Genomic DNA, 26,898 nt, shown 5'->3' with positions numbered 1-26,898 from the left:
CAGCCGCGTCGAAGTCGGTCTGCTCGCCGGAGGCCACCCCGGCGACCACGGCACCGACCACCATCGCGAGCGTCACGACCGCGAGGGCCAGCGCCAGCCGGCGGCCGCGCTCACGCTCGTCGCGTTCGGCGTGGCGGCGACCGCCCGGGTGCTGGTGGACGTGACGACCTCGGCCGCAGCGTCACCCGCGCGGTACGCCACCGCCGCGATCGCCCCCGAGTCGTGGAACGGCTTCGACACCGCGAACGTCATCGCCGCCGTCGGGGCGAGCTGCGCCGGCGCCGGGGTGCTGCTGTTCGGTGCTGCGCTGGTGTCGGCGGTGCGGCGTGATCGCGGCCGCCGGCTGGCGCTGGCCCTCGCGGTCGTGACGCTCGCGATGGTGGTCGGTGCCGTGGTCGCCGGGGTGGCCTCCGGCGAGCAGACCGACTTCGACGCGGCTGCCCACTGGGCCATCCTGCGGACCGCACTGGCGGGACTGGCCGCAGCGAGCCTCCCGGCCCTCTGCCTGGCCGCCCTGCGGGCCCGCGCCCGCCGGACCGGCTGACGCGGCGCTACTTCTTCTTCTCTTCGACGTCGCCGGAGAGCGCCGCGATGAAGGCCTCCTGCGGGACCTCGACCCGACCGATGGTCTTCATGCGCTTCTTACCCTCCTTCTGCTTCTCGAGGAGCTTGCGCTTGCGGGTGATGTCACCGCCGTAGCACTTCGCCAGGACGTCCTTGCGCATCGCGCGGATGCTCTCGCGGGCGATGATGCGGGCGCCGATGGCAGCCTGGATCGGCACCTCGAACTGCTGGCGCGGGATGAGCTTGCGGAGCCGCTCCGTCATGAGCGTGCCGTAGGCGTACGCCTTGTCGCGGTGCACGATCGCGCTGAAGGCGTCGACCTGGTCGCCCTGCAGCAGGATGTCGACCTTGACGAGGTCGGCGGCCTGGTCGCCAGTGGGCTCGTAGTCGAGCGACGCGTAGCCCTGGGTCTTGCTCTTCAGCTGGTCGAAGAAGTCGAAGACGATCTCGCCGAGGGGCATCTCGTAGCGGATCTCGACGCGGTCCTCGCCGAGGTACTCCATGCCGAGCAGGGAGCCGCGGCGCTGCTGGCAGAGCTCCATGATCGCGCCGACGTAGTCCTTCGGGGCCAGGATCGCGGCGCGGACCATCGGCTCGCGGACCTCGACGATGCGCCCGGTCGGGAACTCCGAGGGGTTCGTGACCTCGGTCACGGCGTTGTCCTCGGTCGTGACCTCGTAGATGACGCTCGGGGCCGTGGTGATGAGGTCGAGGCCGAACTCGCGGGACAGCCGCTCCGTGATGATCTCGAGGTGCAGCAGTCCGAGGAACCCGCAGCGGAACCCGAAGCCGAGCGCGACCGAGGTCTCCGGCTCGTAGACCAGTGCGGCGTCGGAGAGCTTGAGCTTGTCGAGCGCCTCGCGGAGCACCGGGTAGTCGCTGCCGTCGATCGGGTACAGGCCCGAGAACACCATCGGCTTCGGGTCCGTGTAGCCGGGCAGCGCCTGGGTCGCGGGCTTCTGCGCGCTCGTGACGGTGTCGCCGACCTTGGACTGGCGGACGTCCTTCACACCGGTGATCAGGTAGCCCACCTCGCCGACGGACAGCCCCTTCGTGGGCTTCGGCTCCGGGCTCGAGACCCCGATCTCCAGGATCTCGTGCGTCGACTTGGTCGACATCATCTGGACCTTCTCGCGGGGCGAGATGGTGCCGTCGATCATGCGGACGTAGGTGACGACGCCGCGGTAGCTGTCGTAGACCGAGTCGAAGATCATCGCGCGGGGCGCCGCTTCGGCGTCGCCGACGGGGGCCGGAACACGACGGACGACCAGGTCGAGGAGCTCGGGCACCCCGACGCCCGTCTTGCCGGACACCCGGAGGACGTCCTCGGGCTTGCCACCGATGAGCTGTGCGAGCTCGGCGGCGTACTTGTCCGGTTCGGCCGCCGGCAGGTCGATCTTGTTGAGGACCGGGATGATCTCGAGGTCGTTCTCGAGCGCCAGGTACAGGTTCGCGAGCGTCTGCGCCTCGATGCCCTGGGCGGCGTCGACGAGCAGGATCGCGCCCTCGCAGGCGGCCAGGGAGCGCGAGACCTCGTACGAGAAGTCGACGTGCCCGGGGGTGTCGATCATGTTCAGCGCGAAGGTCTCACCGTCGAGTTCCCACGGCATGCGCACGGCCTGCGACTTGATCGTGATGCCGCGCTCGCGCTCGATGTCCATGCGGTCGAGGTACTGCGCACGCATCGCGCGGTCCTCGACGATGCCGGTGATCGACAGCATGCGGTCGGCCAGCGTCGACTTGCCGTGGTCGATGTGCGCGATGATGCAGAAGTTGCGGATCGCGTCGGCCGGGGTCGCTGCGGGCTCCAGCGGTGCGGATGCTTGTGGGCTCACGGTTCCTCAGGTGGGTCGGACGGTCGCAACAGTCTCCCACGCTTCACCCGACCTGGAGGCACGGCGCGCGTCCGCCACGCACGGTGCGCGTTCGGTGCTTGTTTGGTGCGCCCTCGCGCCGGCGTGCTGGACCCCGCACGGTGCGAGGGCGGCGGGGCCGTGCGCAGTCGACCGCCCGGTGGCCGGATGCTGCGCGGCACGGGGCGAGCACCCTCGCACCAGGTGGAGGACCACGCACCGTGCGCCGTCCTGCTGACCGGCACCGGGCCTCCTGGCCGTGTGGACCGCGCGTCAGACGGTCGCGTGCGCCGGAGCCGGCAGGGCACCGAGGCCGCGCCGGAGGTCCTCCGCGGTGGCTGCGAGGCAGACGCGGATCCAGCCCTCGCCGGTGCGTCCGAAGGCGCTGCCCGGTGCGACGGCGACCCGCTCGCGCTGCAGGAACCCGAGCGCCCACTCGGCGATGTCCCCGTCGGAGGCGTGCGACATGTCGACCCACAGGTAGAACGCCCCGCGCGGGTCGAGGTACCGGATGCCGGCGGCGTCGAGCGTCTCCTTCGCGACCTCGAGGTTCGCGCGGTAGTGCTCCCGGGCGTCGCGCACCGCGGAGTGGTCCCCCACGATCGCCGCGAGGGCCGCGTACTGGTCGGGTTCGGCGACACAGCTGATCATGGCCTCCTGCGTGGTCCGCATCGTCGCGCCGAGCCCCTTCGGCGTGACGAGGTAGCCGACGCGGACGCCGGTCATCGCGTACGTCTTGCTGAGCGAGAACGCCGAGAACACGCGGTCGTCCTCGTCGAGCGCCGCCAGGCTGACGTGCCGGGTGCCGTAGGTGAAGTACTCGTAGACCTCGTCGCTGATGACCCAGAGGTCGTGCCGCTTCGCGAAGGCCAGCAGCGCGCGCAGGGTCTCCTCGCCGAAGACCGAGCCGAGCGGGTTCGACGGCGAGTTGACGATCAGCACCCGGGTGCGTTCGGTGACGCTCGCCTCGAGGGCCTGCAGGTCGGGCTCGAACCCGTGCTGCGGCTCCAGCCGGTACGGCACCGGGGTCGCCCCGATGATGTGGGCGTTCATCGTGAAGGTCGTGTAGCCGGGGTCGGGCACGAGCACCTCGTCGCCCGGGCTCAGCGTCAGCGTCATCGCCTGGAACAGCGCCTGCGTCGCACCGATCGTCATCCAGATCTGCTCGAGGTCGGCCTCGATCCGGTTCTCACGGCGGAGCTTGTCGCGGACGGCTTCGCGGAGGGGCGCGATCCCGCCGTTCGGGGTGTACCCGGTGCGGTCCTCGGTCCAGGCACGACGGGCAGCCTCACCGATGTGCGGCGCCACCGGGACGTCCGGCTCGCCGATCACGAGCATCGTGACGTCCGTGCCGCTCGACTGCAGCAGGGCTGCCTGCTCGAAGACCCTCCGGATGCCGGAGGCGGGCACGGTGTCGATGCGCGGTGCGAGGGAGGGCATGTCCGTCACGGTATCCGGTGCGTGTTGCCGTGGGGTTTCGGCGCGGTCGGCCGCGGGCTTCCGCCGATCCGGCGGTGTTTCGTGCTTTGGTGGCAGCCCGCTTGCCTGGTAGTGTTGGTGGCTGGCTTCCGCGTTCCCCGCCCACGGGTGGAACGCGATGCGACCAAGGGCCCCTCTACCCTGCGGTCGCGCCCACCCGTACGAGACGAGCAGGAGCAATTCATGGCGAACATCAAGTCGCAGATCAAGCGCATCAAGACCAACCTCAAGGCCACCGAGCGCAACAAGGCCTACAAGTCGGAGCTCAAGACGCACATCCGTCGTGCCAACGACGCCGTCGCCGCCGGCGACAAGGACAAGGCCGTTGCCGCCCTGGCCCTCGCGTCGAAGAAGCTCGACAAGGCCGTGAGCAAGGGTGTCATCCACAAGAACCAGGCCGCGAACCGCAAGTCGGCCATCGCGAAGAAGGTCTCGTCGCTCTGACGTCCTGACCCTTCTGGTCCGAAGGCCCCGCACCGTTGGTGCGGGGCCTTCGTCGTGCGTGGGGGGGCGCTGCGCGCGTGGGCTCTCGAGTGAGCAGAAGACGACGAGTTCCCCGGGATCACACGTCGTCTTCTGCTCACTCGACGACGCGGGACGGCGCGCGGGACAGCCGGGAGGCCCGACTCGCCTCAGCGGGGCTCGCCGCGTCGGGCGATGGTGCGGACCATGACCTCGAGCGCGTAGTGCGCGTCGCGCGAGCCACCCTTCACCGCGGTGTCCGCCTCGGCGATGCTGATGATCGCGTTCGCCAGCCCGGACTCGCTCCAGCCGGCGACGTCACGCTGCGCGCGCTGCACCTGCCACGGCGCCATGCCGAGCGCCGAGGCCGCCTGCCCGCTCGGACCCCGGAAGGCGCTGACCTTCGCCATCGTGCGGATCTTGCTCGCGAACGCGGCGACGATCGGCACGGGTGCCTCGCCGGTGGCCAGGGCGTGCCGCAGCTCGACGATCGCCGGTGCCGACCGGCCCGCGAGCGCGATGTCGGCGACCTTGAACGCGTTCGTCTCGACGCGACCGCCGTAGTACTTGTCGACGACCTTGTCGGTGATCTCCTCGTCCTCGTCCGCCAGGAGCTGTCGGCACGCGGCGGCGAGTTCGGCGAGGTCGTCGGCGAACGCGGTCACCAGGGTCCGGACGGCGGAGGGCGCGATCCGGCGGCGTGCGGCGCGGAACTCGGCGTTCACGAAGTCGATGCGGTCGGTCTCGCGCTTGAGCTCGTCGCACAGCACCTCGACCCCGCCGCCGACACCGCTGCGGATCGTGTCGAGGAGCTTCTTGCCGCGCACACCACCCCCGTGCCGGAGCACCAGGGTGACGTCGTCGGCGGGGGCCTGCAGGTACGAGATCGTCTCGGTGATGAAGGCGTCGGTGCACTTCTCGACGTTCGTGACCTGCACGAGTCGCGGCTCGCCGAACAGCGACGGGCTGGCGAGGGTGGCGAGGAGCCCGGGGGCGTACTGGTCGGCTTCGAGGTCGTGCACCTCGAGCGCGGGGTCCTCGCCCTGCAGCAGGTCCTTCAGCACACCGCGGGCGCGGTCGGCGAGGAACGCTTCGGGCCCGGTGATGAGCACGACGGCCGCCGGACGGATCCCCGACCAGGGCACCTGGTCGATCTTCGCTGCGGCGCGCGCGGGCTTCTTGGCGGCCATGTGGTCCTTCCGGTGGTGCCGGCCCGGACGGTGCCGGGTCGAGTGGTGCACCGTCGATCCTACGGGCGGCCGCCGACGACGAGCGCTCCGTCCACACCCGCACCTCGTCGCTGCCGGACCGGGCGAGCACCACGGTGCCGAGCTCGTCGGTGCGGAGCGGCAGCGTGCCCACGGCCTCGAGCATGCCGAGGGCCAATGCCGTCGGGTGTCCGTAGGTGTTGTCCGCGCCGACCCCGACGAGCCCGACCCGCGCCGTGAGCCCCCGGTAGAGCTGCGGGTCCTGGTCCGCCGAGCCGTGGTGCGCCACCTTCACGACGTCGACCGGCCCCACCGGCAGCTCCCCGGCGTTCCGGAGCCGACGCTGCGACGACTCCCCCAGGTCGCCGAGGAAGACCCCGGTCAGGCACGCCGGACAGGAGTCTCCGTCGGCCGGCCCCGTGGCCAGCACGATGCTCGCGTCGTTGCCGGCGGCACGGTCGCCGACCAGCGGCCACACCACACGCCAGGCGAGCGGCCCGAGGGTTCCGGAGACTCGGTCGTCGGCCGTCCGCACGTCGACAGCGGCACGTCGGAGGTCGTCGACCACCCGTTCGTCTGACGCACGTCCGACGGGTCCGACCAGGGCGGTCTCGACGGTGCCGGCCACCGCGCCCACCGCGCCCACGTGGTCGCGGTCGAAGTGCGTCAGGACGAGCAGGTCGATCCGGGTCACCCCGAGCAGGTCCAGGCACGCCCGGAGCCGTTCCTCGTCGTCGCCGGTGTCCACGAGCGCGACGGCGTCGTCACCGCGGAGCAGCACGGCGTCCCCCTGCCCGACGTCTTCCGTGCTCGGTTCTGACCTGTTGCGCCGGATCATGAGCGCCACGGGAGGCCCCTGCGGCATCCGGGCGCGGTCGACTCGCACTCGAAGGTTTTGCTGAGCGGTCCGCGCGACAGGACTCTCAGCGCACGGACCGGCCCGCGGGGGTTGCCGAACCGATGGATACGGCAGCCACTGTCTGTGCCGCCTCTGAGCGCATGCTGCCGCCCTCGATCCGGCCGCTCAGAACGGCACTGCCGCTCAGAGTCAGGTACGGATGTGTTGGCGAGAAGCGAGCGGTATGCGAAGGCGATGGAGCGGCAGCCTTACGTCTACACGGTCAGCCCCAACCGCACCGAATGAGAGCGAAGAAGCCTTGAACGCTTTAGGAAGCGTGCATCGCACATGAAGTGATAGCCTCGCGCCACTCGAAACATGCAGGAGCCTTCAACATGCGCGCTGTTTGGATTTTCCTCCTCGTCCTCGTTAGCATGCTCGGCGCCGTGATCGCGAAGAGCGCGTTTGGGTCCACACCCGCAGGCTTCGCGGTACAGAATATCTTCGGCATCATATTCACGAGCCTGGCGTTTGCCGCTTGGACCGGCGCCCGCAACATTCGGATTCCAGGACGAACTTCTACGACCCTAGTTGCGACTTCACTGGATGCAACCGATCGATCCGGGGTGCACAATCTAACGCGTGATACGCGCCGACAATCCATCATGAGCGACGAGCCACGCTTCTCCTGGCTTTTCCCTGTCAGTGTGACTCTTGCCGGTTGGGCGCTGGTCACTGCCATTGTCGCCCTAGTTAACTCCGGTAATCTGGAAGGAATTGACGCGGTCGGAGGCTTCCTTCAAGGATTGGGGTGGGTTCTGATCGCTATCCTGCCCGTGGTTCACGGTATTCTCGTCTACACCGCGATTGCATACAGCACTTCTGGCGATAGTTGCTTGTCACTTCTCGCGATGGGCCTAGCAGCCTTGATATCCACCATCGTTGGATGGAACATCGCGACGCTAATCATCTCAGGACAAACACTCTTCGACTGGTGGACGCCGTCCTGAGGTGTCGGCCGCGAGAAGCGCAGCGCGCTGCTTGCGTGACACCTGCTCCCCTTTCCAAGTGCGTTGCTGATGCCGACTCCCCGGGACCACGGCAGATGCACTATTGAGCCGATCCGTCGCCGGTGCCCCCGAGCCCCGGTCCGGTCCGGACCGGACCGGACCGGACCGGACCGGACCGGACCGGACCGCAGGGAGACCATCGTTCGGTTCGCGGACGTATTGGGGTTATGGCGGCTGCGCTCTGGGATTCGTCATCTTGGTTGCGACTCTGCTGTTCGGAGGTGTTTTCTTCTTCTTCGCCGGTTCCGCGTATAGGGCCGCCTTCTAGCGATTCCCGTGACCACAGTGAAGAATCTCCTCGGTAGCCCGATGAGCTACCGAGGCGCACGCATCTCCGGGGTCCTCCACCACCGTAAGGCCAGCACGACCGCCCCGAGAATCAACATTGCGATCCTCGTAACTGCCAACGTCCGAAAAAGCGACGACGACAGCGCCGCCTTGCACGGCGTCGCGGAGGTCAGTCCCGAGTCGGTGAGTGTCTTGTCAGGGAGACCGCGGCCGCACGCGCGGCACGCTCGGCCCCGGTGAACGGATCGTGGACCACCACATCTGGGTTGCTCGTGGTGAGCACCTCTTGCGCGATCGTCGCGGTGTGCTCGTCCAGCGCTCCTGCGTGATCGAGGGCCGCAGCCAACAGGAAACATAGTTGCGTGTCGCCCGCCGGGTTGCGAAGGTGCCCATCCGTGGGAGCCGGCGCCCAGATCGGGGTGTCGGCATCTGCGAAACCGGGATCCTGGATGGCTACTCGAATCGCTCTGACCGCGTCGGTGTCGTGCCTGAGTCGGCGCAGCAGCGGCCCTGTCAACAACGGCAACAGGTCGACGGAGTCCCGGATCATGATCTGCTGGTGTGCCCGTTCAATGATCACCGGGAGCAGCTTGGGCGGCGAGGATCGCACCGCGACGGCGAGCACGTCGATCCACTCGCGACGTTCCCGGTGATCGCCGGCGCGAAACCACTCCTCCAAATCGGCGAACATCGCGCGACTGCCCTCATCAAGGGGGAATAGTTCGCAGAATATCGCCCGAAGTTCCGGATCACTGTCGAACCCTGGTTGCCTCGTCAGGGCGTCGCGGAGCGTGTCAGCGGGAATCTGCCAAGAGCCCTGATCGACCAACACGTCGTAGACCTCGTTCGTCCCGCCCCGGGTCGAGCTGGCGGAGCTTGCACTCGTCAGACACGCGAGAAAGAGGTCGAGATCGCGGCGCCCACCGCGGTGCAACCAGAGCAGATACGCGGGACTATTGCGGAACTGAGGATTTGAATCTGCCTCCGCTCGGATGAGCTTGCTAATGGAGGTATGCGGTGAGGAATTGGAGCTGAGCTGCCCAAGTACCGTTGCGCGCGCATCGTCGCGGACGTCCCGCGCGTGGGAGGCCGATAGCAGTGTGAACAGGTCATCCCCGAAGTGGTCGGTCACCTTGTTCCAGTTGACGTTGAGCAAGTCTATCAATTCCCGGTCGACGCCCCCGAATAGATGCCGAAGCCGCACGCCCGGTCGAGTTGGTTCACCGATGGTCTCCAGAAGATCGTCATGCAGCCCGAGATCATCGAGCAGTAGCATCCCCACCCAGCCCGTCTGCCTGCGGTGCTCCAACGCCGGACCATATCCGCAGAGTTCAGCTTGCACCTGCGCGCGGAGCCACTCGGTGACGTCCTCAGCCTGCGCGTGCTCGGCATTTGGTGAGATCTGGTACCGCTGCACACGACGGATCAGACCGATCAGTGATGCACGCTGCACCCAAGAGTCTGGGTCCTCACTCGAGTACTCAAGCAGGCCGCGCAACGTTGCGGGGGTGAGATCAGAGCGGCTCAGTGCATCGACGAGCGCCTCTCGCAGCTGCGGTGGCAAGTAAGCGACCTGATCAAGGACCGCATCCATCATCATGTTCGCGGTAGCGTCGGCGCGGCCACCGTACGCTCGCGCGATCGCCGCAGGTGCCGGATCATGGATGCCGATGCTGAGGTGCCGGGGGTGCTGCAGGATCTGCAACGCGAATGTGGCAACTGCCTCGTGCGCTGGCCACGCGGCGATGATTGCGTCGACATGCCAGGTGAGGGTTCCCGTTCCCACGGCGGTGCAGCGTGTTGCGAGTTCGTCCGGGTCATAATCGCCCAGAATCGCAGCGGCCGCTGGGTCCTCTGCGGTGCTGGCAAATCGGGCCCAAGCGTTCGCGACGGCCATCGCGACCAAGACCCGCGCTTCAGAGTCGTCCGCGTCGACCGAGGACCGCAACAGCTCAACGAGCACCCTAAATCCTTCTACTTTCCCGAGTGCCTCGAGCGCGAGGGGGGCAAGCGGTGCAGCCGACTCGAGTGTCCCATGCAGGCGCTCATCGAAAACGGCGCGCACCTCAGGACGGTCCCCGAACCGTTCCAGCAGCACTGCCCCGGCACGGACGGGACGCCACGAGTCCAGCATGGGGAGCAGCGCCTCGAGCGCCTCCTCGTCAGGCAATGAATCGGCGATCGCGACGGTGCCGTCGCTGAACTGAGGCCCAGAGGCGTCTTTTCGGACGGTCACCGCAGCGCTGCGCGCAAAAGCAGGGTCAGCGCGCCATGACTCGGGAATGAGCGCAAGGTTGTGCAACAACAACCCGTTACGGTCTGGGTGTTCCAGTTCGCCGGCCACCCAATTCTTAATTTCGTCGTCGCCGCTAAATGTGGTGCACGCAAGCATCCAGGCAATCGACCGGTCGCCGCCGTTCTTGCCATTGCCAGACAACGTCTCCAGCACGAATCGCGACGCTTCGGGCTGTTCTGAAAGTACATTCTGTATGAACGGAATGGCGAGATCCTTCCAGTGCTCCCGCGGCCTCAGTCCTTCGTGCCGCAAGAATCCCCCAAACCACCGTTTCTCCGCGGCAGAGAGGTGGCCGAACTCCCCCTCTGTTGTGTGCCGCAGAAGGTGCAGAGCGCACACTCGCAATTCTGGGGTGACCTGCGTTCGCGCCCACTTGAGGAGGGCGGGCAGCTGCGCCCACTCCGGCCACCCAGTTCCCAAACAAAGCAGAGCGAACGCCTGGTCGATTGCTGACGCCCCGTCCCGGACGGACGTCTCGATGCGAGCACCGACCGTCGGGTCACCGCCGTAGCGGATGGCGATGGCATGAGCTGCATTCAGCTGCACCGCCTCCTCCTCATGCCGCAGTCCCCACAGCAGCGCAGGAAGGACTCCTGTCTCCGCGATCGCCGCGTCGCGGAGCGTCCACAGCGTTGACGTCGGCTCCGGGTGCGCAGAGTTCAGCCATCGTCTAAACGTTCCGAGCAGGAGCGGCCTAAGCGAGGCGTGCTTCGTCATCGCGACCAGCGATTCGATCAGCGTGGCCCGGTGATTGGTATCGGCGTGCTCGTCAACCCGTTCGATGATCTCCGACATCCACTGCAACTGCTTCGTTGTGGTGATGGCTACGTCGGCTGCGATGGCGTCGGCGATTAGTTCGTACTTGTCGACGGGGTTCACCTCGGCGTGATCGCCGAGCCGCGTGAGCAGGGACGCGTTGACGTGCGCGTTGACTTGCGTGGCTAGGCCAGCGATGAGCACATCACGCCAGGTGCGGTCACCGGCCCGGGCAGTCAGGATGCTCTCCTGCACCTCGGGCGAGAGGGTGGCCAGGTGCTCCCCGGCGAGCTGGTCGAGCAGCACCCGATGCAAGAACCCGACCATACCGACGCCCTGCGGAACGAGCAGCCCGTATTCGTCCTCCGCCTGTGACAGCACCGCCGTCGCGACCCGCGCCGCGTCGCCCGCCGGGTAGGCGAGGCCGTCGTCCCGGCGAAGCTCCTCCCGGAATCGTCGCTCCATCTCCTGCCTCGGCAGGATCGACGATCCACCTTCGACGCGTGCCTGATAGGCAACTCCACGGAGCGCCGTGAGCATGTCTCCAGTGGAGAACTCGGACCCGGCCGCGGAGGAGGCGCGGCGGCGCATTTGCGGATGCTTGTCCACCAGGAGTTGAACGAGCGCGGAGAAGAGGTGGAACCGTTGCGGCGGCAACGACTCGCCACGCCACGACTTCGCCAACAATCCGAGGAACAGCGGCGTGCCCAGGAGTGGGCTTAAGGCCGGGATCTGCGTCAGTTCAGCCAAGAACGACTCCGCGTGCGGGCTGGACAGGCCGTCCGCACCGATCGTGTCAGACTCGGACAGCACGCGGACTACTAGGTCGACCTGCTGCGTGTAGGTGAGGGGCGCAAGGACTGCCTTCGCCCAAGGACCCACCCAGTTCAGTCGGTCCACTGCGTAGGGACGGGCGGTGAGGATCGCCCCGATCCTGCGTTGAGACACGAACGACTCGATGAGCCCAAGTGCATACTCGCCGGAGGCCGGATCGTTCCACTCGTCGATGCCGTCGACGAGAAGGACTGCCCGTTCGTCGTCAAGCGCCGGCTGAGTGAGATCCCATGCCGTCGGTCCGCCCTGTTGAGTGACCCAGGCCTCGATTGCCGAGACGACCGAGTTCGTAGTCGATCCGTCGAGGTGACGGCATAGAAATCCGAACGGCAGCCACAACGGCAAGTCGCCGCCGTGCGCCCGCTGCAAAGCAGCGGACTGTGGCTCGGCAGCGAGGATGTCCGCGGCGGTGAACATCAGGAAGCTCGATTTGCCCGACCCCGGCGCGCCGATGAGTAGCCGCAGGCGAGCGGACTCCATCCACTCGTCGACCGGAGTGCGCGCTCGCTCAGCGTCTGCGGATACGAGCGGGTCTCTCAGCGTCAGACGGCGGGTGCGGCGGCGCATCCGTCGGGGCGTTCCGGCGTATTCCTCCCGCGGTTTGGTCGAAACCGCCGGCTCCGGCCGCTCCGGCTCTATAGCGGTGGCTCGTAGCGGGCTGTCCTCTGACGCTGGTTGAGTATCGAGGACCAAATAGGGCAGACCTTGCGTGTTCATGCCGGTGACAGTCGCCGAGGCCCCCTGCGCCCGGAAGGCGGCCCGGTACAGACTCCCGAGGGCACCCCGGGCCTTGCGCGCCTGCTCGGGAGCGATTCGTCGGGCAAGCTCCACGGCGTGGGCCTCGCCGCAAAACGCGGTAACCCACGCTCGTCCAAAGAAGTCATCCACCAGTCGTGGATGATCACGGAGCCGGTCGGCAATCTCCTCCGCGCCCCATGGCACGAACTTGATCCCCTTCTCGGACAGGGTGTCGTGCGCGGATTGGACGGCGGCGTCCAGCTTGATATCTCGAAGTGAAGAACTTGTGGCGTAGTAGAAACGGGAGCACCGGTCCGCCCACTCGCCGGCGAGGAAGTCTGTAACTGCCGAGGAGATCGATGCAGCGGTGAGGTGCTTCACCCGACGAGACTGCAGTGCCGCGAAATCTCTCCCCGCCGTGGCGGCGTCTAGCGAGGGCGCCGTGCGCGCGTACACGTCGATCCCAGCCTGGGCTTGCCCGGGTAGCCCGTACAGGGCCGCGTGCTCGATGTGCGCTTCGGTTTCGAGTAGGCGCGTGAATAGGCGTTCTGTGTTCTCAGGCGTCAACTCGCCCACAGGAAGCAGCGCCGGCCGGGTCTGTACCGGCGGGTTCGGCCACGGACCATCGGGCACCGACCAGAGCCTCGCTGGCAGCTCGAGTTGCTTCGTCGTCACAATGCCATTGTCTCGCTCGGACACGGCACCGCGCCCACATGCCTACGAATTGCCCATCAAACTGTGCCGGACACAGTTACGCCAGGTCGCGTCAAAGCGGTGTACGGATGAATCCGCCCGAGTCCTCGCTCTTCTACCACTCCGTTACCTCCACGACTAGACACCGAACCGCCAGTCCCTGCCGGACCGGGCGGACGTGCCCTTGACGCGAATCGGTTCCGATGCCCGGAGGTCGCGCATGAAGTTCTCAAGCGGCGCGGTCAGCGAATCGAGGTGTCCCGCTTGCCCAAGTGCCCCTCGCGCTGCTCGCTCCTCTCCAGGTACGCTTCCGAGCACCGGTGCCATTATCGGCCACAGAGGAGGATGCATGAGCGACGCAACAGAGCGACCTCTTGGCGAGTCCGTCAAGCGATTGGCGCGCGGGATCAGCGAACTAGGGTTACCCGTCGGCGACACGTTGGAGGACCTGGCGGATCTGATCACGCTGTACGCCCGTCCACAGTCGGTCGGCGCGATCGCAGCACAGATACGACTCGAGTGGCTTGGCGGTCGCGACCGACCACTCGTCGACTCCGATCGCCTGAGTCACGGCGACCTCCTTACCGTTATTGCTCGCTCCGCCGTCTTCGATGCGACAGACACACGGGACTCTGCTGGCGTTGCAGCAATGACCGGCTGGAGCCAGGACCACGTCCGTAACCTGACAAGCACCAAGCAGCTGTGGGGGTACGACATCGGTCACGGCAGCCGATATCCAACCTGGCAATTCAGCCAGAGTGGCCCCGACTGGAAGATTCGCCCTATCCCAGGGATGAGACAGATAACGCAAGCGATCCCCGACGACGCCCCGCCACTCCTCGTCAGAAAAGTGATGACAACCGAGCACCCGACACTGATCGCGAAGCGCGGAACTTGCATGAGTCCGGCCGACTGGTTGACGACGGGTCGACCCCCGTGGCCAGTGGTGCAGATCCTCTTCCTCTACTTCAGAGGCGCCACGGACCTCATGGAAGGCATTCTTCTTCAGTACGAGTCAGGACGCGCTATCGCGAGCGAGGAGTAGAGCCCGGGTGATCAGCGGCGAGCAAAGAACTCGAGGGCACCGCTCACACAGCGGGCCGTTGATACTCCCCCGAAGGGGCCTCATCGAGGTGCGCAACAAGTTCCGGGAACGGCAACGAGACCGCAGCAGCCAGAGCGTACCAACTCGCGATTGTCCCACTGGTCTCGCCGGTGGATAGGCGCCACACGTCGCGGCGGCCGATCCCGCTCAGTTCAGCCAGGCGATCGTAGGTCAGCCCCAACGCTGACTTGCGTGCAACGAACGCCGCACGCATGGCAGCGAAGTTCGGCTGCCGAATTTGATGCTGCACCACCCGGTCAACACTGGCGCGTCTTACAGAACGCCTCAACGCCGATAATGGCAACGCGGCCGAGAGTGGTCGACTGATCACAGGCAACCCCGAGGCTGAGGAGGCCCGCTCTGCGCACTGAAGCGCCGAAGGCGTGACTACGTCGGTGTCGGAAACCGCCCACACCACGCACCGGCTGCAACCAAATCGGGGGGCGCAAGGCGCCATCACACTCCCCCGCTGAGGTCCTCTACTTCACTCGTGTCGCTGGGCGGCGGGGCGTGGTGTATCTGCGCAGCTCTCACCAGCTCTGGTGCGGCGCGGCCACTTCAGCGAATTCGATGTCGAGGAGGGCTGATCGGGGACCACGATCGCGGACTCATTCACCGAGCTGATCGCCGTAGCGGGCGGATGGCCTGACCTTCGCGCGGTCGCCACAGCGACAACTGGGCAACTGTCCGTGGAGACGCGGAGCGGCTGCGTACGTGGACGCATCCCAGCGGAAGGACCGAGCAAAACCGGACGTCGCAACTCGTCAGACGTCGCCGATGAGCGCGACGCAGCTCCGGCCGAAAGGACCCGGGGCGGGGGCGGGGGCGGAGGCGAGTCGCCGCCAAGCAAGGGCTACCCCGACAGCACCGAACAACGATTCATCTCGACGGCCCCACCGTAACCGGTGTGATAGCCGTTGCACCGAACAGGATTACTCAAAGACCGCTCCAGATTTGATGGTGCCGCCAGCGCACACTACCGGCGGGAAGCATCTCCGCTCGTGACGCCCTCACCACCTCACAGAGCCACCCGTGGAACGCCACGGCGACCACTGCGGATCTTCGGTGACTTCAGGGGAGGAGAACGGTCTTACCGAAACCGCCATCGCCGGCGTGGGCCGCCGCGGCGTCAGACAGCGGGTACGTTGCTGCCACGGTGGGACGAAGACGACCGGTTTCGACGAGGCGAACAAGCTCGCCGAGCCCCAGACGGTCCGCCTCGACGAGTAGTCCTGAAAGCCGAACGCCGCGCTCCTCGGCAAGAGCGTAAGTGGCGGGCGGAATTTGGGGGATCATGCTCACCACGCTGCCGCCGCGCCGCACCATTCGAACAGCCGTTGCGGTGAAGTTTCCGCCGAGGACGTCGATCACCACGTCCAAGTCCGACAGCACTGTCGCGACGTCGGTTGTGCGGTAGTCAATGACCTCGCTCGCACCGTAGCCGCGGGCAGCCTCGACGTTCTTTGTTGAAGCGAGAGCCACGACTTCGGCTCCTCGAGCGGCGGCAATTTGAATCGCAAGGTGCCCAACCCCTCCGGTCGCGCCGGTTATCAGCACTCGTGTGCCGGAGCCGACGTTCGCAGTTTCGACGAGGGACTGCCAGGCGGTGAGTCCGGCCAACGGCAACGCCCCTGCTTCCTCGTGAGTCAAAGAAGCGGGCTTGGGCACGAGCGCGCGTGTTGGTGCCACCACGTACTCGGCGTACGCGCCGGCACCCTTCGGGAAGGGAAGAAGGCCGAAGACCTCGTCGCCGGGGGCGAGGACGGTGACGCCCGGGCCGACGGAACTGACGACGCCCGACACGTCCCAGCCAAGAGTGAACGGCGGCTGCGCACCGAAGGCACCGGTCTGGCGATACATGTGATCCGCTGGATTCACGCCAGCGGCACGGACCTGAACTAGCAATTCGCCGACGCTAGGCACCGGGCGCGGAACCTCGGCACCGTGAAGCACATCGGGACCGCCAAGCCGGTCTTGCGTCATCGCGAACATCGTTGCAGACATGCCTTCACGCTAGGCGGAGAGCCCCAGACAACCAATGACTGCTGCGACACGTTCCGATACGAAGCAGCCAAAACGCTTGAAAGGCTCCAAGTCTGCGATGTCGCGCACACCCTCTTCGAAAAAGCACTCCGGGCGCTCGATTTGAGGCTTCCGATGGCGGGTTCAACGCGCCAAAATGCAGGCAGGAGTCTGCCCGAACGGAGCCCTCCATGAACACCCTTCCTGACCTCCCCGGCCTGGACGACATCGTCGGGCTGCTGACCGTCCGGGCGGACGATTCGCCAGGATACTGAGACAGCGCTGCGTTGCCACGGCATCGGGGCGAGTGCTATCGCACCGTAAACCGTCCCGTCAGGATCGGCGCATAGTGACGAGGAACGGGTCGCATCAGCCAGGACCGTGGTGAACCGGAGAGGATGCTTTCTCCCGCTCCGAGCAGGTCGACCGGCTGAATCGACTCACGAGCAGGTGGCGGGTGCTCAGCTCGACGGGAGCAGCGTGACGCCAACACGCTGGCCATCCGTCACGTCTCCCCCATCAGTCCGGTCGTCGTATCGGAGCCGAGCATGAACAGGGAACGACACCAACATATAGCGGCGGTTCCTGTCCGGGTCGACGATGGTTCCTTCTTCGGATGCTCGTTGACGTCCTGCTTGTGTAGGCCGGCTTCAACTTCGATCGACGAGTCTAGGTCGACCGTCCACAGCTCCGTGCCGTCGAGAACGTCGAATTGTCTGCGTCTTCAACTCCGGTGAGGTCAACAGCCGTGATGCCTCCTTCCTCGACGGGTGGGAGGGGTACGCCGTCGACTGTGTGGCCACGAAGTGCGACGTCCTTCAGCAAGTTGGGATCGTCGAGGGAAGCGCCGACGAGTTTGGAAGTCTGAGCCCGCGCGTAGTGGAGAGCCTGGTCGTCGGCGGCCGGCGACCAGGCCTCATTCTCGGTCGTGATGGCGGCGTTGGAAGCAGCGGTCGCCGACTCAAGGGCTTGCTTCTTGGTGCGGGCCAACAGTCGGCACTCCGCCTATACGGCGGAGGATCGACGGGCGCTGTGCGCCGACTTGCATGATCGAGCCACAGCACGTGAACGGCTCGTGAGAAGTGGCAGTCTCCGATCGAAAGTCGCCGTTTGCCCCATGGAATCAGCTCCCCTGCACGGATAGCGTTCCCGAAGCGTCCGCAGCGCTCAAACCCGCTGCGGCAGCCCCCGAGCGGCAGCTCGCCGGCCAGCGAGCACGCAGATGCACGTCCTGAGACCACATGCGCCCCCGCTGCGACGGGAACCACGCACCTGACCTGTTGGGAAGCACGATGAACGCAAAGCAGACAGTCCTCGACGCAGTAGCCGCCGTGTTCGGTGACCGCGACCTGACCGCCGTAGACAGATACTTCGGACCGGTCTACAAGCAGCACTCCGCTCTCGGCGCCGACGGTACCGAGGGGCTGAAAACTCTCATCAAGGGTCTCCCCGCAGACTTCGCGTTCCGGGCGCTCAGGGTGATCGTCGACGGCGACCTCGTGGTCACTCACGGGCTCTACGAAGGCTTCGGCCCTGCTCCTATCGCCGGCTTTGATGTGTGGCGAGTCGTCGACGGACGGATTGTGGAGCACTGGGACGCGCTTGCTCCAGTCGGCGGCCAGACGCCCGAAGATACCGCTCCGGTCGAAGGACAGACGGAGCCGGGAGACGTCGATCAGACTTCGAACAATCGAGTCTTGGTGACCGACTGGGTGCGACGGGTGCTCATCGACGGTGAGGAGAAGGTCGATGACTTCGTGAGCCTTGGAAGTGTCGACCGGTCCCGCGCGGGCGCGTCGATCAGCATCCCGGCCAGTGCCGCGGGAGAACCGATTCCGTACACCACGCTCCACCAAGTGATCGCAGAGGGCGACCTCGTGTTTACCAGGGTGGAGGGCGCTGGCGAGCCGTCGCTGATCCTCAACGATCTGTGGCGAGTGTCGGCCGGACGGATTGTGGAGAGATGGAGCGTCGTGGCCGCGGTTCCTGCGCAACTGCCGCACACCAACGGCTCGTTCTAGGCATCGATCCTTTGCTCGACGGTCCCGGCCCATGTACCGGGACCGTCGAGCCTCCACGACCGGCGCACAGACCGGCGCAGCGAGTTGAACGACCGGCCGCCACGACGCCGCTCCGGACGCCGAGCCGCACCAGCCTTCGCCTCTCTAACTGTGGCGAGTTCAGATATTGATGTAGTGCCCTTCAAGGCCGTGGAACGCATCCTGGAGTGCCTCGGACAAGCTCGGATGCGTGTGTACGTTCCGTGCGAGTTCGAGAGCCGTCAGGTCCCACTTCTGCGCCAAGGTGAGTTCCGGGAGCAGCTCCGACACGTCGTGCCCGATCAAGTGTCCGCCAAGTAGTTCAAGGTGCCCCCGGTCAGCGATCAGCTTGACGAATCCGGACGCGTCGCCCAGGGCTTGCGCCTTCGCGTTCGCAACCATCGGGAACGTCGCGACCACCACGTCGTGGCCCGCGTCCCGCGCCTGCTGCTCGGTGAGCCCGAAGCTGGCCACCTGAGGCTGGATGTAGGTCGCGCGCGGCATCATCCGGTAGTCCTCGATGGACAGCGTCTCGGCGCCGGCGATGGTCTCCGCCGCGACCAGACCTTGCGCCTCCGCGACGTGCGCGAGTTGGAGCTTCGCCGTCACGTCGCCGATCGCGAAAATATTTGGAACGTTCGTCCGCATGAGGCCGTCGATCGCGATTGCACCGCGATCGGTCAGCTCGACGCCGGTGGTCTCCAAGCCGTACTCAGAGACGTTGGCCGAGAACCCGACGGCGATGAGGGCTTTCGCTCCGGTGACCACACCGGGCGTTCCAGCTGCGTCGAGGTAGCTCACTGCAACTTCCGACCCGTTGTCGACGACCGACGTGACTCTAGTCGAGGTGAGGACTTGGACGCCGAGCTTCCGGAGCTGCCTACTGACCTCCTTGGAGATGTCGACATCCTCATTCGGTAGCGGCCGATCTGCGTACTCGATGACGGTCACGTCCACCCCGTAGTTCAGCAGGATGTAGGCGAACTCCAGCCCGATGGCTCCTGCGCCGACGATCACGATCGATGACGGCAACTCGCGAGACAGAATCAGCTCTTTGTAGGTGACGACGTTCGGGGAAAGCTCTACGCCTGGCAGCAAACGGGTGGTGGACCCGGTCGCGATGATCGCGTGGTCGAAGTCGATGGTCGCTTTGGATCCGTCGAGCAGATCCGCTCGCATGCGGCGCGGCCCTTCGAACGTGCCGGTCCCGTCGTACTGGGTGATGTTGTTCTTCCGCATCAGGAAGTTGACCCCCTTGGCTCGGGCGTCACTCACCTTTCGGCTGCGATCGAATGCGACGCCGTAGTCGACGGAGGTCACGCCAGTGATGCCGTACATGCCCGCTTCCGCGGTGACGACACGGGCGATCTCTGCGTTCCTGATCAACGCTTTCGCCGGGACGCATCCGACGTTCAGGCAAACTCCGCCCCAGTATTGCTTCTCGACGATGGCGACGTTGAGTCCGAGCTGCGCCGCTCGCACGGCGGCTACGTATCCGCCGGGGCCTGCGCCGAGGACGACGAGGTCGTGATGCACCAAGAGGGTGTCTCCTGTCAGGTCGGGCACCGGGGCTGACAGCCCGGCGCTTGAGGCAGTTTCTTCGCTGCGGCTCGCAGCGGTTACTGCTGGGGTTCCCGGCAGACGGGGTGTCAGGGGAGGTTCACGTCTGCCGGGAAGATTTGTAGGTTCGAGCTGGCCGGTGCGCTCGGTGTCTCAGCAGCTTGGCAGTCAGCTGCTCTTCGCTCGCTTTGCTCCGCCCCACAGGGAGCCCGGGTTACGACGCGTGCCGTACTTGAGCATCATGGCGTCGAAGAGGTCTCTCGCCGTACTCGTTCGGTCTGCTTCCGTGTTGAAGTCTCGGAGGTACGCAGCTGTCGCGTCGATCGCCTCAGCACCGACGGTCTTGCCCGGCCATCCGTGACCAGCGACAACCGTTCGTGGGTGCAACTGCTGAAGCTGGTCGAGAGTCGACGCCCAAGCCTCTCGTGTGTCGTGATCCGCTTCGGCAAGATACGGGTGGGTATCGTCGTAGACGACGTCGCCGGCCACCAACAGGCGCAGCTCGGGAACCCACACAGCGGTGGTGAACTCCGTATCGGTGTACCCGGTGGGGATGACGCGGATTTCATGTCCTTCGATGTCAAGCCGGTCCCCGTCAAGCGGTTCCGGGAAAACGATCGGCTTCGCGATCTGCTCTGGAAAGAGAGCGTCCCAGAACGAGCCCATGTACGCCTCGCTGCCCTGGAAGTGCGCGGTCTCGATTACGTTCGGTTGCGCGACTGCTTCGGCGGTCGGGAAGGCGGTCATGAGCTGGTTCAGCCCGAAGAGGTGGTCCCCGTGTCCGTGAGTGATGTAGATCCGCTTCAGCTGTTTCCCGAAGGAGCGGATCCACTCGATTAGTTCCTCGTTCTGCGCCTGCGTTGTGAACGAGTCGACGAGGAGCGCGTCGTGCTCGCCGTAGATGAGAGTCGCGCTGTTGGCCACCCGCTTCAACTCGTCCGGCCCGTAGGGAAGGTCGCGCGTGACGCCGACGCGGTCTGCGTGCTTTACGGCGAAGTTCAGCTCGTTCAATGGTTCACTCTGCTTTCGGTCGAAGCGTGACGCGCACGATCAGGGGGTGTTGGCGGTGGGAGAAGCCGCCGCGGCCCGCTGCAAAGCGGCACGGCCGATGAACTCGCCGAGGTCGAGTTCGGATGCGACGAGCTGCTCCGGCGAGAGCACCGGCGCGCTGCTCGCGGCGCGGGCTTGGAACGAGGCCGACGAGGTGAGCTGTTGGAAGGTCTTGTAGGCCGACTCAAGGTCCGACTCCGAAGGCAGTGCTGAGCGGTTCACCATCGCCTTCGCGGTCGCCAGTGCGGTCCGGTCGAAGGATGCGAGCCGCTCGACGACCTCAGCGACGTAGTCATCGAGCATCTCGTCGTTGAGCGTTCGGGTCACCCAGCCCCAACGCTCGGCCGTTTCGGCGTCGTAGTCGGCGCTGGTCAGGATCGCCTCGAGTGCTCGGTCGCGGCCGATCTGACGAGGGAGACGTTCGGTTCCGCCGCCACCGGGGACAAGAGCCGTGCCGACCTCGGGCTGCCCGAAACGCGCACGCTCGCGGCTCGCGTAGCGAAGGTCCAGAGCGAGAGCGAGTTCGTTGCCGCCGCCTCTGGTGCGTCCGCGGATCAGGGCGATAGTCACGTATGGCGCCTGCGACAACGAGACCACGAGGTCCATCCAGGCAGGTCCGCCGGGGAACTGGTCGAGGTGTGCGAGATCGAAGTGGTTGAGGAAGAAGTCGTCGTCGGCGCTGTCGAAGACCAAGACCTTCAGGTCGGCGTCCGTAGAGAGGTTCTTCACGATGTCGATGAGGTCGCGAACGGCTCCTCCGGTGACGAGCCCGACGGGAGGATTGGAGAACGTGACCCGGCCAACTGCCGGTGACTCGCGGGTGAACTGGACGGTGGGCATCAGGACTCCGATCGATCGTGGACGAGCCTGAGCGTAGGACGAGCGCGAATCAGGAGCCTGCCCCGAGTAGGGGCAGGAAGAGCGCCGGCGAAGTTGACGTGTAGCGCGAATAGGTGACGACGCCGCGACGGAGGGCGAACCGCAGAGTGTAGGTAGGGCAGGCCCCACCAACCTGCCCCAGGCAGCACCAGTGTGCGAACGCGGACTTCGCGCTGCAATGGGGGTATGGCAGTTCCCCTGGTTGAAGCGCGCAACATCACGAAGACCTTCCCAAGCTCCGACGGCTCTGCGGTACCGGTGTTGCGCGGCATCTCGCTGGCAGTCGCACCGGGCGAGTTCGTTGCGATCGTCGGCCCAAGCGGCTCAGGCAAGTCCACGTTGCTGTATTGCTTGTCCGGTCTTGAGCCGACCACGAGCGGAGAGGTCAGCATCGCTAACAAGCGGCTCGACAACTTGCCTGCGAAAGCCCTCGCCAAGCTTCGCCGCGACCACATCGGATTCGTGTTCCAGACCTTCAACCTGATCCCGTCGCTCACTGCCAGTGAGAACGTCGCGCTCCCCGCCACACTCGCGAAACGTCGTCTATCGGGTACGCAGGTGGCCGCGGCACTGGCGGCGGTCGGTCTGTCAGAGCAGCACGATCGCCGGCCCGGGAACCTGTCCGGCGGACAGCAGCAGCGGGTAGCGATCGCTCGAGTGCTCGCAACGGGTCCGCAGCTCGTTTTCGCGGACGAACCAACGGGAGCACTCGATACTCATGCCGGCGCCGCTGTCCTGGAACTGCTTCGAAGCCTTGCAGGCGGCGATCGTGCCGTGGTGATGGTGACACATGACCTCGAAGCCGCAGCTCGCGCGGACCGAGTGCTCGTGCTGCGCGACGGAGTCGTGCACCGTGAGCTGCTTCGTCCGGACAGCGCCGCGATCCTCCAGGCTTTGGACAGCGCCCGGCTGGAGGGCGCACTGTGATCCGCTTGGTACACCGAGACCTCGTGGCCAACGCGCGCATCTGGGTTGGCGCGTTCGTCGTGAGTGTCGCGAGCGGCATCGCGATCAGCGTCGCAGTGAGCCTGGTGACTACCGGCATCGGTGCAGGATTTACGCGCGCCGCGGCACTGGACGTCCTCGCTTCGACGGTGATCGTGCTCACGGCGGTGGCGGCTGCAGTTGTGCTCGGCAGCGTCACCCGGCTCACGGTTTCACTGCAGAGCCGCAGCTACGCACTGTGGCAGCTGGTCGGGGCGTCCGGCACGAAGATCACGTGGGTGGTGCGTGCACAGTTGACAATCGTGGCGCTACTCGGCGCGACCGTTGGCGCCGCTGCTGCGTATCCGGCGGTACCCCCATTTCTCGTATTCGGCCTCGCCGGCGCTCAGGGCCTCGGCGATGTCGACCCACGGTCAACGACACTGGGAAGCGCGATCGTGGTGCTGATCGTGACCGCGATCGTGAGCGCCTCGGGTCTTCCCGCATCGCGCCGAGCCGGGCGGGTGAGCGCCGTCGAGGTGCTACGAGAGCCCGGCGACGAGCAATCGAAGATGAGCTGGAAGCGCTGGTGCTCGGTCATTCTCGCGCTTCTGCTTGCGCTGTCGATGATCGGGTCGCTCAGCAGCGGCACAGGAGGCAGCCAAGTCCTACTCATCGGGCCGGTCTTAACGGTCGCGGCTGCATCCGCGGGCCCCCTCTTATTCCCCTCGTTGTTGAGAGGCTGGACTGCGATCGTCCCGGTTCGTTTGTCTCCCTCGTGGTTCCTTGCGCGCAATGCTGCCGGCGACCAAGTAGGTCGAAGTTCCGCGACCATCAGCGCGGTCCTGGTCACCGTCGCGCTGCCGGGGAGCATCTACGCAGGTTCAGCGACGCTCGGCACCACGGCTCACAGTGATGGCAATTCGGGCGGGGCACTCTCGGCGACAACGTTCTTGCTGCTGCTTGGCGGCCCGCTGCTGGTGTCGCTAGCTGGTGCCGCCGCGACAGTATTGATGGCGGGGCGGGGACGCTCGAGGGAGGCCGCGTTGGTGCAGGCTGCCGGCGGCACGTCCGCCGTGGTTCTCAGCCGAGCGATCTCGGAGGCGGTCATTCTGGTCGGGACCGCAGTAATCGTGGCGGGAGCTGTCCTGATAGTGACTGCTGTCGGTTCAGCGTGGAGCCTCAGCCTCAACGCCTCGGCGTCACCTCGCTTCGGCGTCGCGATCGCCGGAGCCGCTGCCGCAGCGTGTCTCGTCGTGCTTGTGCTCGCCAGTGTCCTACCCGTACTCGCCGCTACACGCTGGCCGGTCCCCGTCGTATTGGCTGATCGTTAGGGGTGCTGCGTGCTTGCGTGAGCGGCTTCGCGCGTGTCATCCTTCCTGCTTCGCTCCGTGTCGTCAGGCGGCGGGCGGGTGCACTCCGCAGGGCGAAAACTCTCGGTAGACAGTTGAGCGGGCGACACGGAAGAGCGCGGTCGCAGTTCCGCGAGTGCGGGAAAGCATCGCCGCGCGTCGGCGTCGGCGTCGGCCTCGGTCGTGGCGGTTCGAATGATCATGGCCGGTCCGTCCTAATGGGGCGGGACGCGGGAGACGACGTGGCCTGTGCAGCCACGCCGTCTCACGCGTCGAGTTCTAGCGCTGTGGTGCGGGCGGCAGCGCCCAGGTGACGTCGATCCAACGGGTTCGTGGACGCTCGATGATCATCACTGGCACGGTGTCGAGGTCCGGGGACGCCGGCGGGCGGATCACTTCGTACCCTTGCCCGGCGCCGTGTCGACCACGGCGGTGGTAACGGCGGTCCACCCGACGGCGGTTCCGTCCGGGACCCGGAATCCGGTTGCGGCCTTGCCGGTAGCGACCTCGCGCTCTCCGATCATGAGCCCGGTGGTCGGGTCGATGATCAGTTCATGTCGGGTGCCGTCGGACTCGGTGCGTCCGATCGCGACGCCGGTTTGACCTTCGAGGTTTGCCTGCTTGTCGGTGAGTTCGACGCCCGGGATGCCTGCTGCGGCCTTGTAGAGCGCGGCTCGGAGGTCGGCGGGCACGATGCCGCTGCGAAGGGTGTCAGCGATCCAGACGAGTGCTTCTCCGTCACGGGAACGGCCCTGTCCGTTGGTCACTGTGTAGATGTGGCGCAGGAGCGCAGCGGGGTCCCGAGACAGCTCCTTCAAGTCAGCGGGCGAGACTGCTGCCGGCGCTCCGTAGAAGCTGCCACCGTCTGCACGGAGGTACTCACCCTTCGCCCGCGGCGTGTCGGCTGCGGCCTCTTTGGAAGCGGCCCCGAACGTCTTGACGACCGCCTCCGGTTCCCGCACCCACACCCACGTGCTGGTCGTGTCGGCGGGGATGTACAACTGCCCGTCTTGCGAGGCGAGATAGGTAGCCGAACCGTCCGCGGTGACCGCCTGCGTGGCGGCAGCCGCGTGCGTGGCGACTTCGAGGTACTGGCCAGCACCCACCACGGGGTCGCTGGTAGTGATCGTGGTCGATGCTGCGTCGTTAAGCACGTCCGCCGCCGCGGGGTCCGCGCCTCCTCGAAGTCCAGCGAACCCGGTGACGTTGCCGACTACGAGGGCTGCTGCGACGCCACCCGCGACGAGCGATCCACCGCCGAACCAGCGGACCCGACGGACGACGCTTCGACGCCGGCTCGACGGTGCGGTTGCTGGTGCGTCGTCCGCGGCGCTGATGTGTGCGAGCAGCTTGGTCCGGCCGCGTGCCAACGCATCAGCATCCGCGGCCGCTTCGCTGTTACGGACGGATCGAAGCAGGGTCAGCTCGTCCATGGTCCACCTCCTGTGCCGCGTCGCGGCCTAGAGCGGCACGCAGTGTGCGGCGTGCTCGGTTGAGTCGTGAGCGAACGGTCCCGACGGGAACGTTCAGAGCGAGCGCGACACCCTCGTAATCGAGGTCAGCCCACGCATACAGCAGTAGCGCGTCACGGTCGCGTGCTGGCATCCGCTGCATCGCGTTCCTGAGGCGGCGCATCGTTAGTTCCGCCTCGAGTGCGTCGTGTGACTGTTCTGTCACCAGCGACGTCGGATCGGCTTGCGCGCTTTTCCACTGCCGTGCTTCCTGCCGCCGATGACGCTTCAACAGCGTGCTCACAATGCCGTACAGCCACGGCAACGCGTTCTCGCGGTCAAAGTCGTACGCTCCGCGCCGCTCGAACGCGACCGTGAATGTCTCGGACAGCAGGTCCTCGGCCGCGTCGGACCCGGCACGACGGGCCGCGAACCGTTGGATCGCCGGCGCGTGCCGGTCGTAGAGTTGCGCGAACTCCGCGGGGCGTTCCACGGCCCCCCGGATGATGTCGCTATCGGTGCTCACACCAGCTATTGCTCAGCCTGGGCGAAAGAGTTCACGATTCGTCCCCCTTCGGCTTCCCCAGGTGCTCCGACTCCGACGCTATTTTGGCAGGCGCGGATCGGGTCGACGGTCCGCAGCTCCCCCTGGGTCCGGTCGTCCGGTCGTCTACCGGCCGCGCAGCTTGTCGCTACCTCGTCGCCACTCCCCGCCGGCGTAGGCGAGCGTGCACAGCCGGACGATCGTGAGTGGCGAGAGAGCCAGGAAGACCAACATCGGGTTGACGCGGAACAACAGCAGCGCGGCGACGCCGAGGAGGACGACACCGACGAGGACCAGCGTCCACAGCGGTAGACGTCGGCCCAGCCACTCGCGACTCGTCATGATGCTGAAGCTACCCGTGGCAGAACCCGACCGACACTCAGATGAGCGATCCTCCGTCGAACCGATCCGCATTCTTCCCGCTCGGAGTTTCGCCGTGGACGAGCAACCAGTGCGGAGTGGTCGGACACGACGTCCTACTCGGCGGGGGCAAACACTGTTGCTCGTCGTGATCGGAGGCGCACTGATCAACCTCGCACTTGTCCGTGCCTACGGGGACGATCTGCACAATGGCGTCGGTGTTGCGGCCTGCCAAGCGCGACGAGCGCCAGGCGGCTATCCAGCTGAGGGCACTCTGATCGCGCACCGCCCCCTCGTCCCTCTCGGCACTGCGTGCGAGTTCGACGTCCGGTCAGGCCGATCGGTGCTGTCGCCAGAGACCGACTGGCGGGCGACTTGGATCGCGGTCGCTGGTTCGGGATTCGTTGCTGGGCGACTGCTGCTCTGGTGATCCAAAGTTCGAGCAGGACCACCGTGCTGAACGTCCGGTAGCGGGTCGGGTACCGGACGCCGGCCGGCGGCACCCAGCGGCGCGGACGCGGCGCCTGCCTCGC

At 66.3% G+C, this 26,898-nt stretch carries 19 protein-coding genes and 1 pseudogene; 7 read left to right on the top strand and 13 right to left on the bottom strand.

Annotation, left to right across the window (positions count from 1 at the left end; all coding sequences use genetic code 11):
* Nucleotides 1-544 (top strand): hypothetical protein (locus tag DEJ05_RS17990; RefSeq protein ID WP_181440652.1); only part of this gene is annotated, 544 nt, incomplete at its 5' end.
* Between the two features lie 7 nt (nt 545-551).
* Here the strand turns inward: DEJ05_RS17990 and lepA are convergent.
* Entirely contained in the window at nt 552-2,399 is a 1,848-nt protein-coding gene (gene lepA, locus DEJ05_RS04385; RefSeq protein ID WP_017886664.1) for a translation elongation factor 4, read from the bottom strand.
* Nucleotides 2,400-2,690: 291 nt separating this feature from the next.
* Nucleotides 2,691-3,857: a pyridoxal phosphate-dependent aminotransferase gene (locus tag DEJ05_RS04380; RefSeq protein WP_111030360.1), complete on the bottom strand. Its 1,167-nt coding sequence runs from the start codon at nt 3,855-3,857 to the stop codon at nt 2,691-2,693.
* A gap of 222 nt (nt 3,858-4,079) precedes the next feature.
* Here DEJ05_RS04380 and rpsT point away from each other — a divergent pair, with 222 nt between their 5' ends.
* Entirely contained in the window at nt 4,080-4,340 is a 261-nt protein-coding gene (rpsT, locus tag DEJ05_RS04375) for a 30S ribosomal protein S20 (protein WP_017886662.1), read from the top strand.
* 188 nt (nt 4,341-4,528) lie between these two features.
* On the opposite strand, the gene holA is transcribed toward rpsT, so the two are convergent.
* The gene (holA, locus tag DEJ05_RS04370; RefSeq protein WP_111030359.1) at nt 4,529-5,548 is read right to left on the bottom strand and encodes a DNA polymerase III subunit delta; all 1,020 of its coding nucleotides are present in this window, start codon (nt 5,546-5,548) and stop codon (nt 4,529-4,531) included.
* A 673-nt stretch (nt 5,549-6,221) separates the two neighbouring features.
* Nucleotides 6,222-6,404: pseudogene (locus tag DEJ05_RS18425) on the bottom strand (MBL fold metallo-hydrolase); the annotation flags it as partial.
* 446 nt (nt 6,405-6,850) lie between these two features.
* On the opposite strand from DEJ05_RS18425, the gene DEJ05_RS17800 reads away from it, so the two are divergent.
* On the top strand, nt 6,851-7,414 hold the full coding sequence (locus DEJ05_RS17800) for a hypothetical protein (RefSeq protein WP_146245019.1): 564 nt from the start codon (nt 6,851-6,853) through the stop codon (nt 7,412-7,414).
* A 517-nt stretch (nt 7,415-7,931) separates the two neighbouring features.
* Here the strand turns inward: DEJ05_RS17800 and DEJ05_RS04355 are convergent.
* Nucleotides 7,932-13,061, bottom strand: coding sequence for an NACHT domain-containing NTPase (locus DEJ05_RS04355; RefSeq protein WP_146245018.1), 5,130 nt, complete (start codon nt 13,059-13,061; stop codon nt 7,932-7,934).
* Between the two features lie 367 nt (nt 13,062-13,428).
* Between DEJ05_RS04355 and DEJ05_RS17795 the strand changes: the two genes are divergently transcribed.
* On the top strand, nt 13,429-14,124 hold the full coding sequence (locus tag DEJ05_RS17795) for a hypothetical protein (protein ID WP_146245017.1): 696 nt from the start codon (nt 13,429-13,431) through the stop codon (nt 14,122-14,124).
* A gap of 1,131 nt (nt 14,125-15,255) precedes the next feature.
* On the opposite strand, the gene DEJ05_RS04350 is transcribed toward DEJ05_RS17795, so the two are convergent.
* A complete protein-coding gene (locus DEJ05_RS04350) occupies nt 15,256-16,188 on the bottom strand; it encodes an NADP-dependent oxidoreductase (protein WP_111109841.1) in 933 nt (310 codons plus the stop codon).
* 687 nt (nt 16,189-16,875) lie between these two features.
* The gene (locus DEJ05_RS17790; protein WP_146245016.1) at nt 16,876-17,196 is read right to left on the bottom strand and encodes a hypothetical protein; all 321 of its coding nucleotides are present in this window, start codon (nt 17,194-17,196) and stop codon (nt 16,876-16,878) included.
* A 302-nt stretch (nt 17,197-17,498) separates the two neighbouring features.
* Here DEJ05_RS17790 and DEJ05_RS04345 point away from each other — a divergent pair, with 302 nt between their 5' ends.
* The gene (locus tag DEJ05_RS04345; RefSeq protein WP_181440651.1) at nt 17,499-18,227 is read left to right on the top strand and encodes a nuclear transport factor 2 family protein; all 729 of its coding nucleotides are present in this window, start codon (nt 17,499-17,501) and stop codon (nt 18,225-18,227) included.
* A gap of 159 nt (nt 18,228-18,386) precedes the next feature.
* Here DEJ05_RS04345 and lpdA read toward each other — a convergent pair whose 3' ends face one another.
* The 3 genes from lpdA to DEJ05_RS04330 all read right to left on the bottom strand — a co-directional run bounded on the left by lpdA (nt 18,387) and on the right by DEJ05_RS04330 (nt 21,695).
* On the bottom strand, nt 18,387-19,784 hold the full coding sequence (lpdA, locus tag DEJ05_RS04340) for a dihydrolipoyl dehydrogenase (RefSeq protein WP_111109854.1): 1,398 nt from the start codon (nt 19,782-19,784) through the stop codon (nt 18,387-18,389).
* A 189-nt stretch (nt 19,785-19,973) separates the two neighbouring features.
* The gene (locus DEJ05_RS04335; RefSeq protein WP_111109839.1) at nt 19,974-20,816 is read right to left on the bottom strand and encodes an MBL fold metallo-hydrolase; all 843 of its coding nucleotides are present in this window, start codon (nt 20,814-20,816) and stop codon (nt 19,974-19,976) included.
* A gap of 39 nt (nt 20,817-20,855) precedes the next feature.
* A complete protein-coding gene (locus tag DEJ05_RS04330) occupies nt 20,856-21,695 on the bottom strand; it encodes an enoyl-CoA hydratase/isomerase family protein (protein WP_111109838.1) in 840 nt (279 codons plus the stop codon).
* A gap of 225 nt (nt 21,696-21,920) precedes the next feature.
* On the opposite strand from DEJ05_RS04330, the gene DEJ05_RS04325 reads away from it, so the two are divergent.
* A complete protein-coding gene (locus DEJ05_RS04325; protein WP_111109837.1) occupies nt 21,921-22,661 on the top strand; it encodes an ABC transporter ATP-binding protein in 741 nt (246 codons plus the stop codon).
* Between the two features lie 23 nt (nt 22,662-22,684).
* A complete protein-coding gene (locus DEJ05_RS04320) occupies nt 22,685-23,992 on the top strand; it encodes a hypothetical protein (protein ID WP_146245015.1) in 1,308 nt (435 codons plus the stop codon).
* Nucleotides 23,993-24,402: 410 nt separating this feature from the next.
* Here the strand turns inward: DEJ05_RS04320 and DEJ05_RS04315 are convergent, their stop codons facing one another.
* The 3 genes from DEJ05_RS04315 to DEJ05_RS04305 all read right to left on the bottom strand — a co-directional run bounded on the left by DEJ05_RS04315 (nt 24,403) and on the right by DEJ05_RS04305 (nt 26,347).
* Nucleotides 24,403-25,443 (bottom strand): CU044_5270 family protein, encoded by a 1,041-nt coding sequence (locus DEJ05_RS04315; RefSeq protein WP_146245014.1) that lies wholly within the window; start codon nt 25,441-25,443, stop codon nt 24,403-24,405.
* A complete protein-coding gene (locus DEJ05_RS04310) occupies nt 25,409-25,987 on the bottom strand; it encodes an RNA polymerase sigma factor (protein ID WP_258376081.1) in 579 nt (192 codons plus the stop codon). Before DEJ05_RS04310 ends, DEJ05_RS04315 begins: the two co-directional genes overlap by 35 nt.
* A 144-nt stretch (nt 25,988-26,131) precedes the next feature.
* Nucleotides 26,132-26,347, bottom strand: a complete 216-nt coding sequence (locus DEJ05_RS04305) for a hypothetical protein (protein ID WP_111109834.1) — start codon at nt 26,345-26,347, stop codon at nt 26,132-26,134.
* Between the last annotated feature and the right edge of the window lie 551 nt (nt 26,348-26,898).

The sequence above is a fragment of the Curtobacterium sp. MCLR17_045 genome (assembly GCF_003234405.1).
In the GTDB taxonomy this organism is placed as follows: domain Bacteria; phylum Actinomycetota; class Actinomycetes; order Actinomycetales; family Microbacteriaceae; genus Curtobacterium; species Curtobacterium flaccumfaciens.
The sequence above is the reverse complement of the archived record's forward strand: the minus strand, read 5'-3'. Positions and strand labels throughout refer to the sequence as shown.

Coding starts and splice junctions, on each gene's coding strand:
- DEJ05_RS04380 (WP_111030360.1), bottom strand. CDS start 3,857: ATGCCCTCCCTCGCACCGCGCATCGACACCGTGCCCGCCTCCGGCATC.
- rpsT (WP_017886662.1), top strand. CDS start 4,080: ATGGCGAACATCAAGTCGCAGATCAAGCGCATCAAGACCAACCTCAAG.
- holA (WP_111030359.1), bottom strand. CDS start 5,548: ATGGCCGCCAAGAAGCCCGCGCGCGCCGCAGCGAAGATCGACCAGGTG.
- DEJ05_RS17795 (WP_146245017.1), top strand. CDS start 13,429: ATGAGCGACGCAACAGAGCGACCTCTTGGCGAGTCCGTCAAGCGATTG.
- DEJ05_RS04350 (WP_111109841.1), bottom strand. CDS start 16,188: ATGTCTGCAACGATGTTCGCGATGACGCAAGACCGGCTTGGCGGTCCC.
- DEJ05_RS04345 (WP_181440651.1), top strand. CDS start 17,499: ATGAACGCAAAGCAGACAGTCCTCGACGCAGTAGCCGCCGTGTTCGGT.
- DEJ05_RS04330 (WP_111109838.1), bottom strand. CDS start 21,695: ATGCCCACCGTCCAGTTCACCCGCGAGTCACCGGCAGTTGGCCGGGTC.
- DEJ05_RS04325 (WP_111109837.1), top strand. CDS start 21,921: ATGGCAGTTCCCCTGGTTGAAGCGCGCAACATCACGAAGACCTTCCCA.
- DEJ05_RS04315 (WP_146245014.1), bottom strand. CDS start 25,443: ATGGACGAGCTGACCCTGCTTCGATCCGTCCGTAACAGCGAAGCGGCC.
- DEJ05_RS04305 (WP_111109834.1), bottom strand. CDS start 26,347: ATGACGAGTCGCGAGTGGCTGGGCCGACGTCTACCGCTGTGGACGCTG.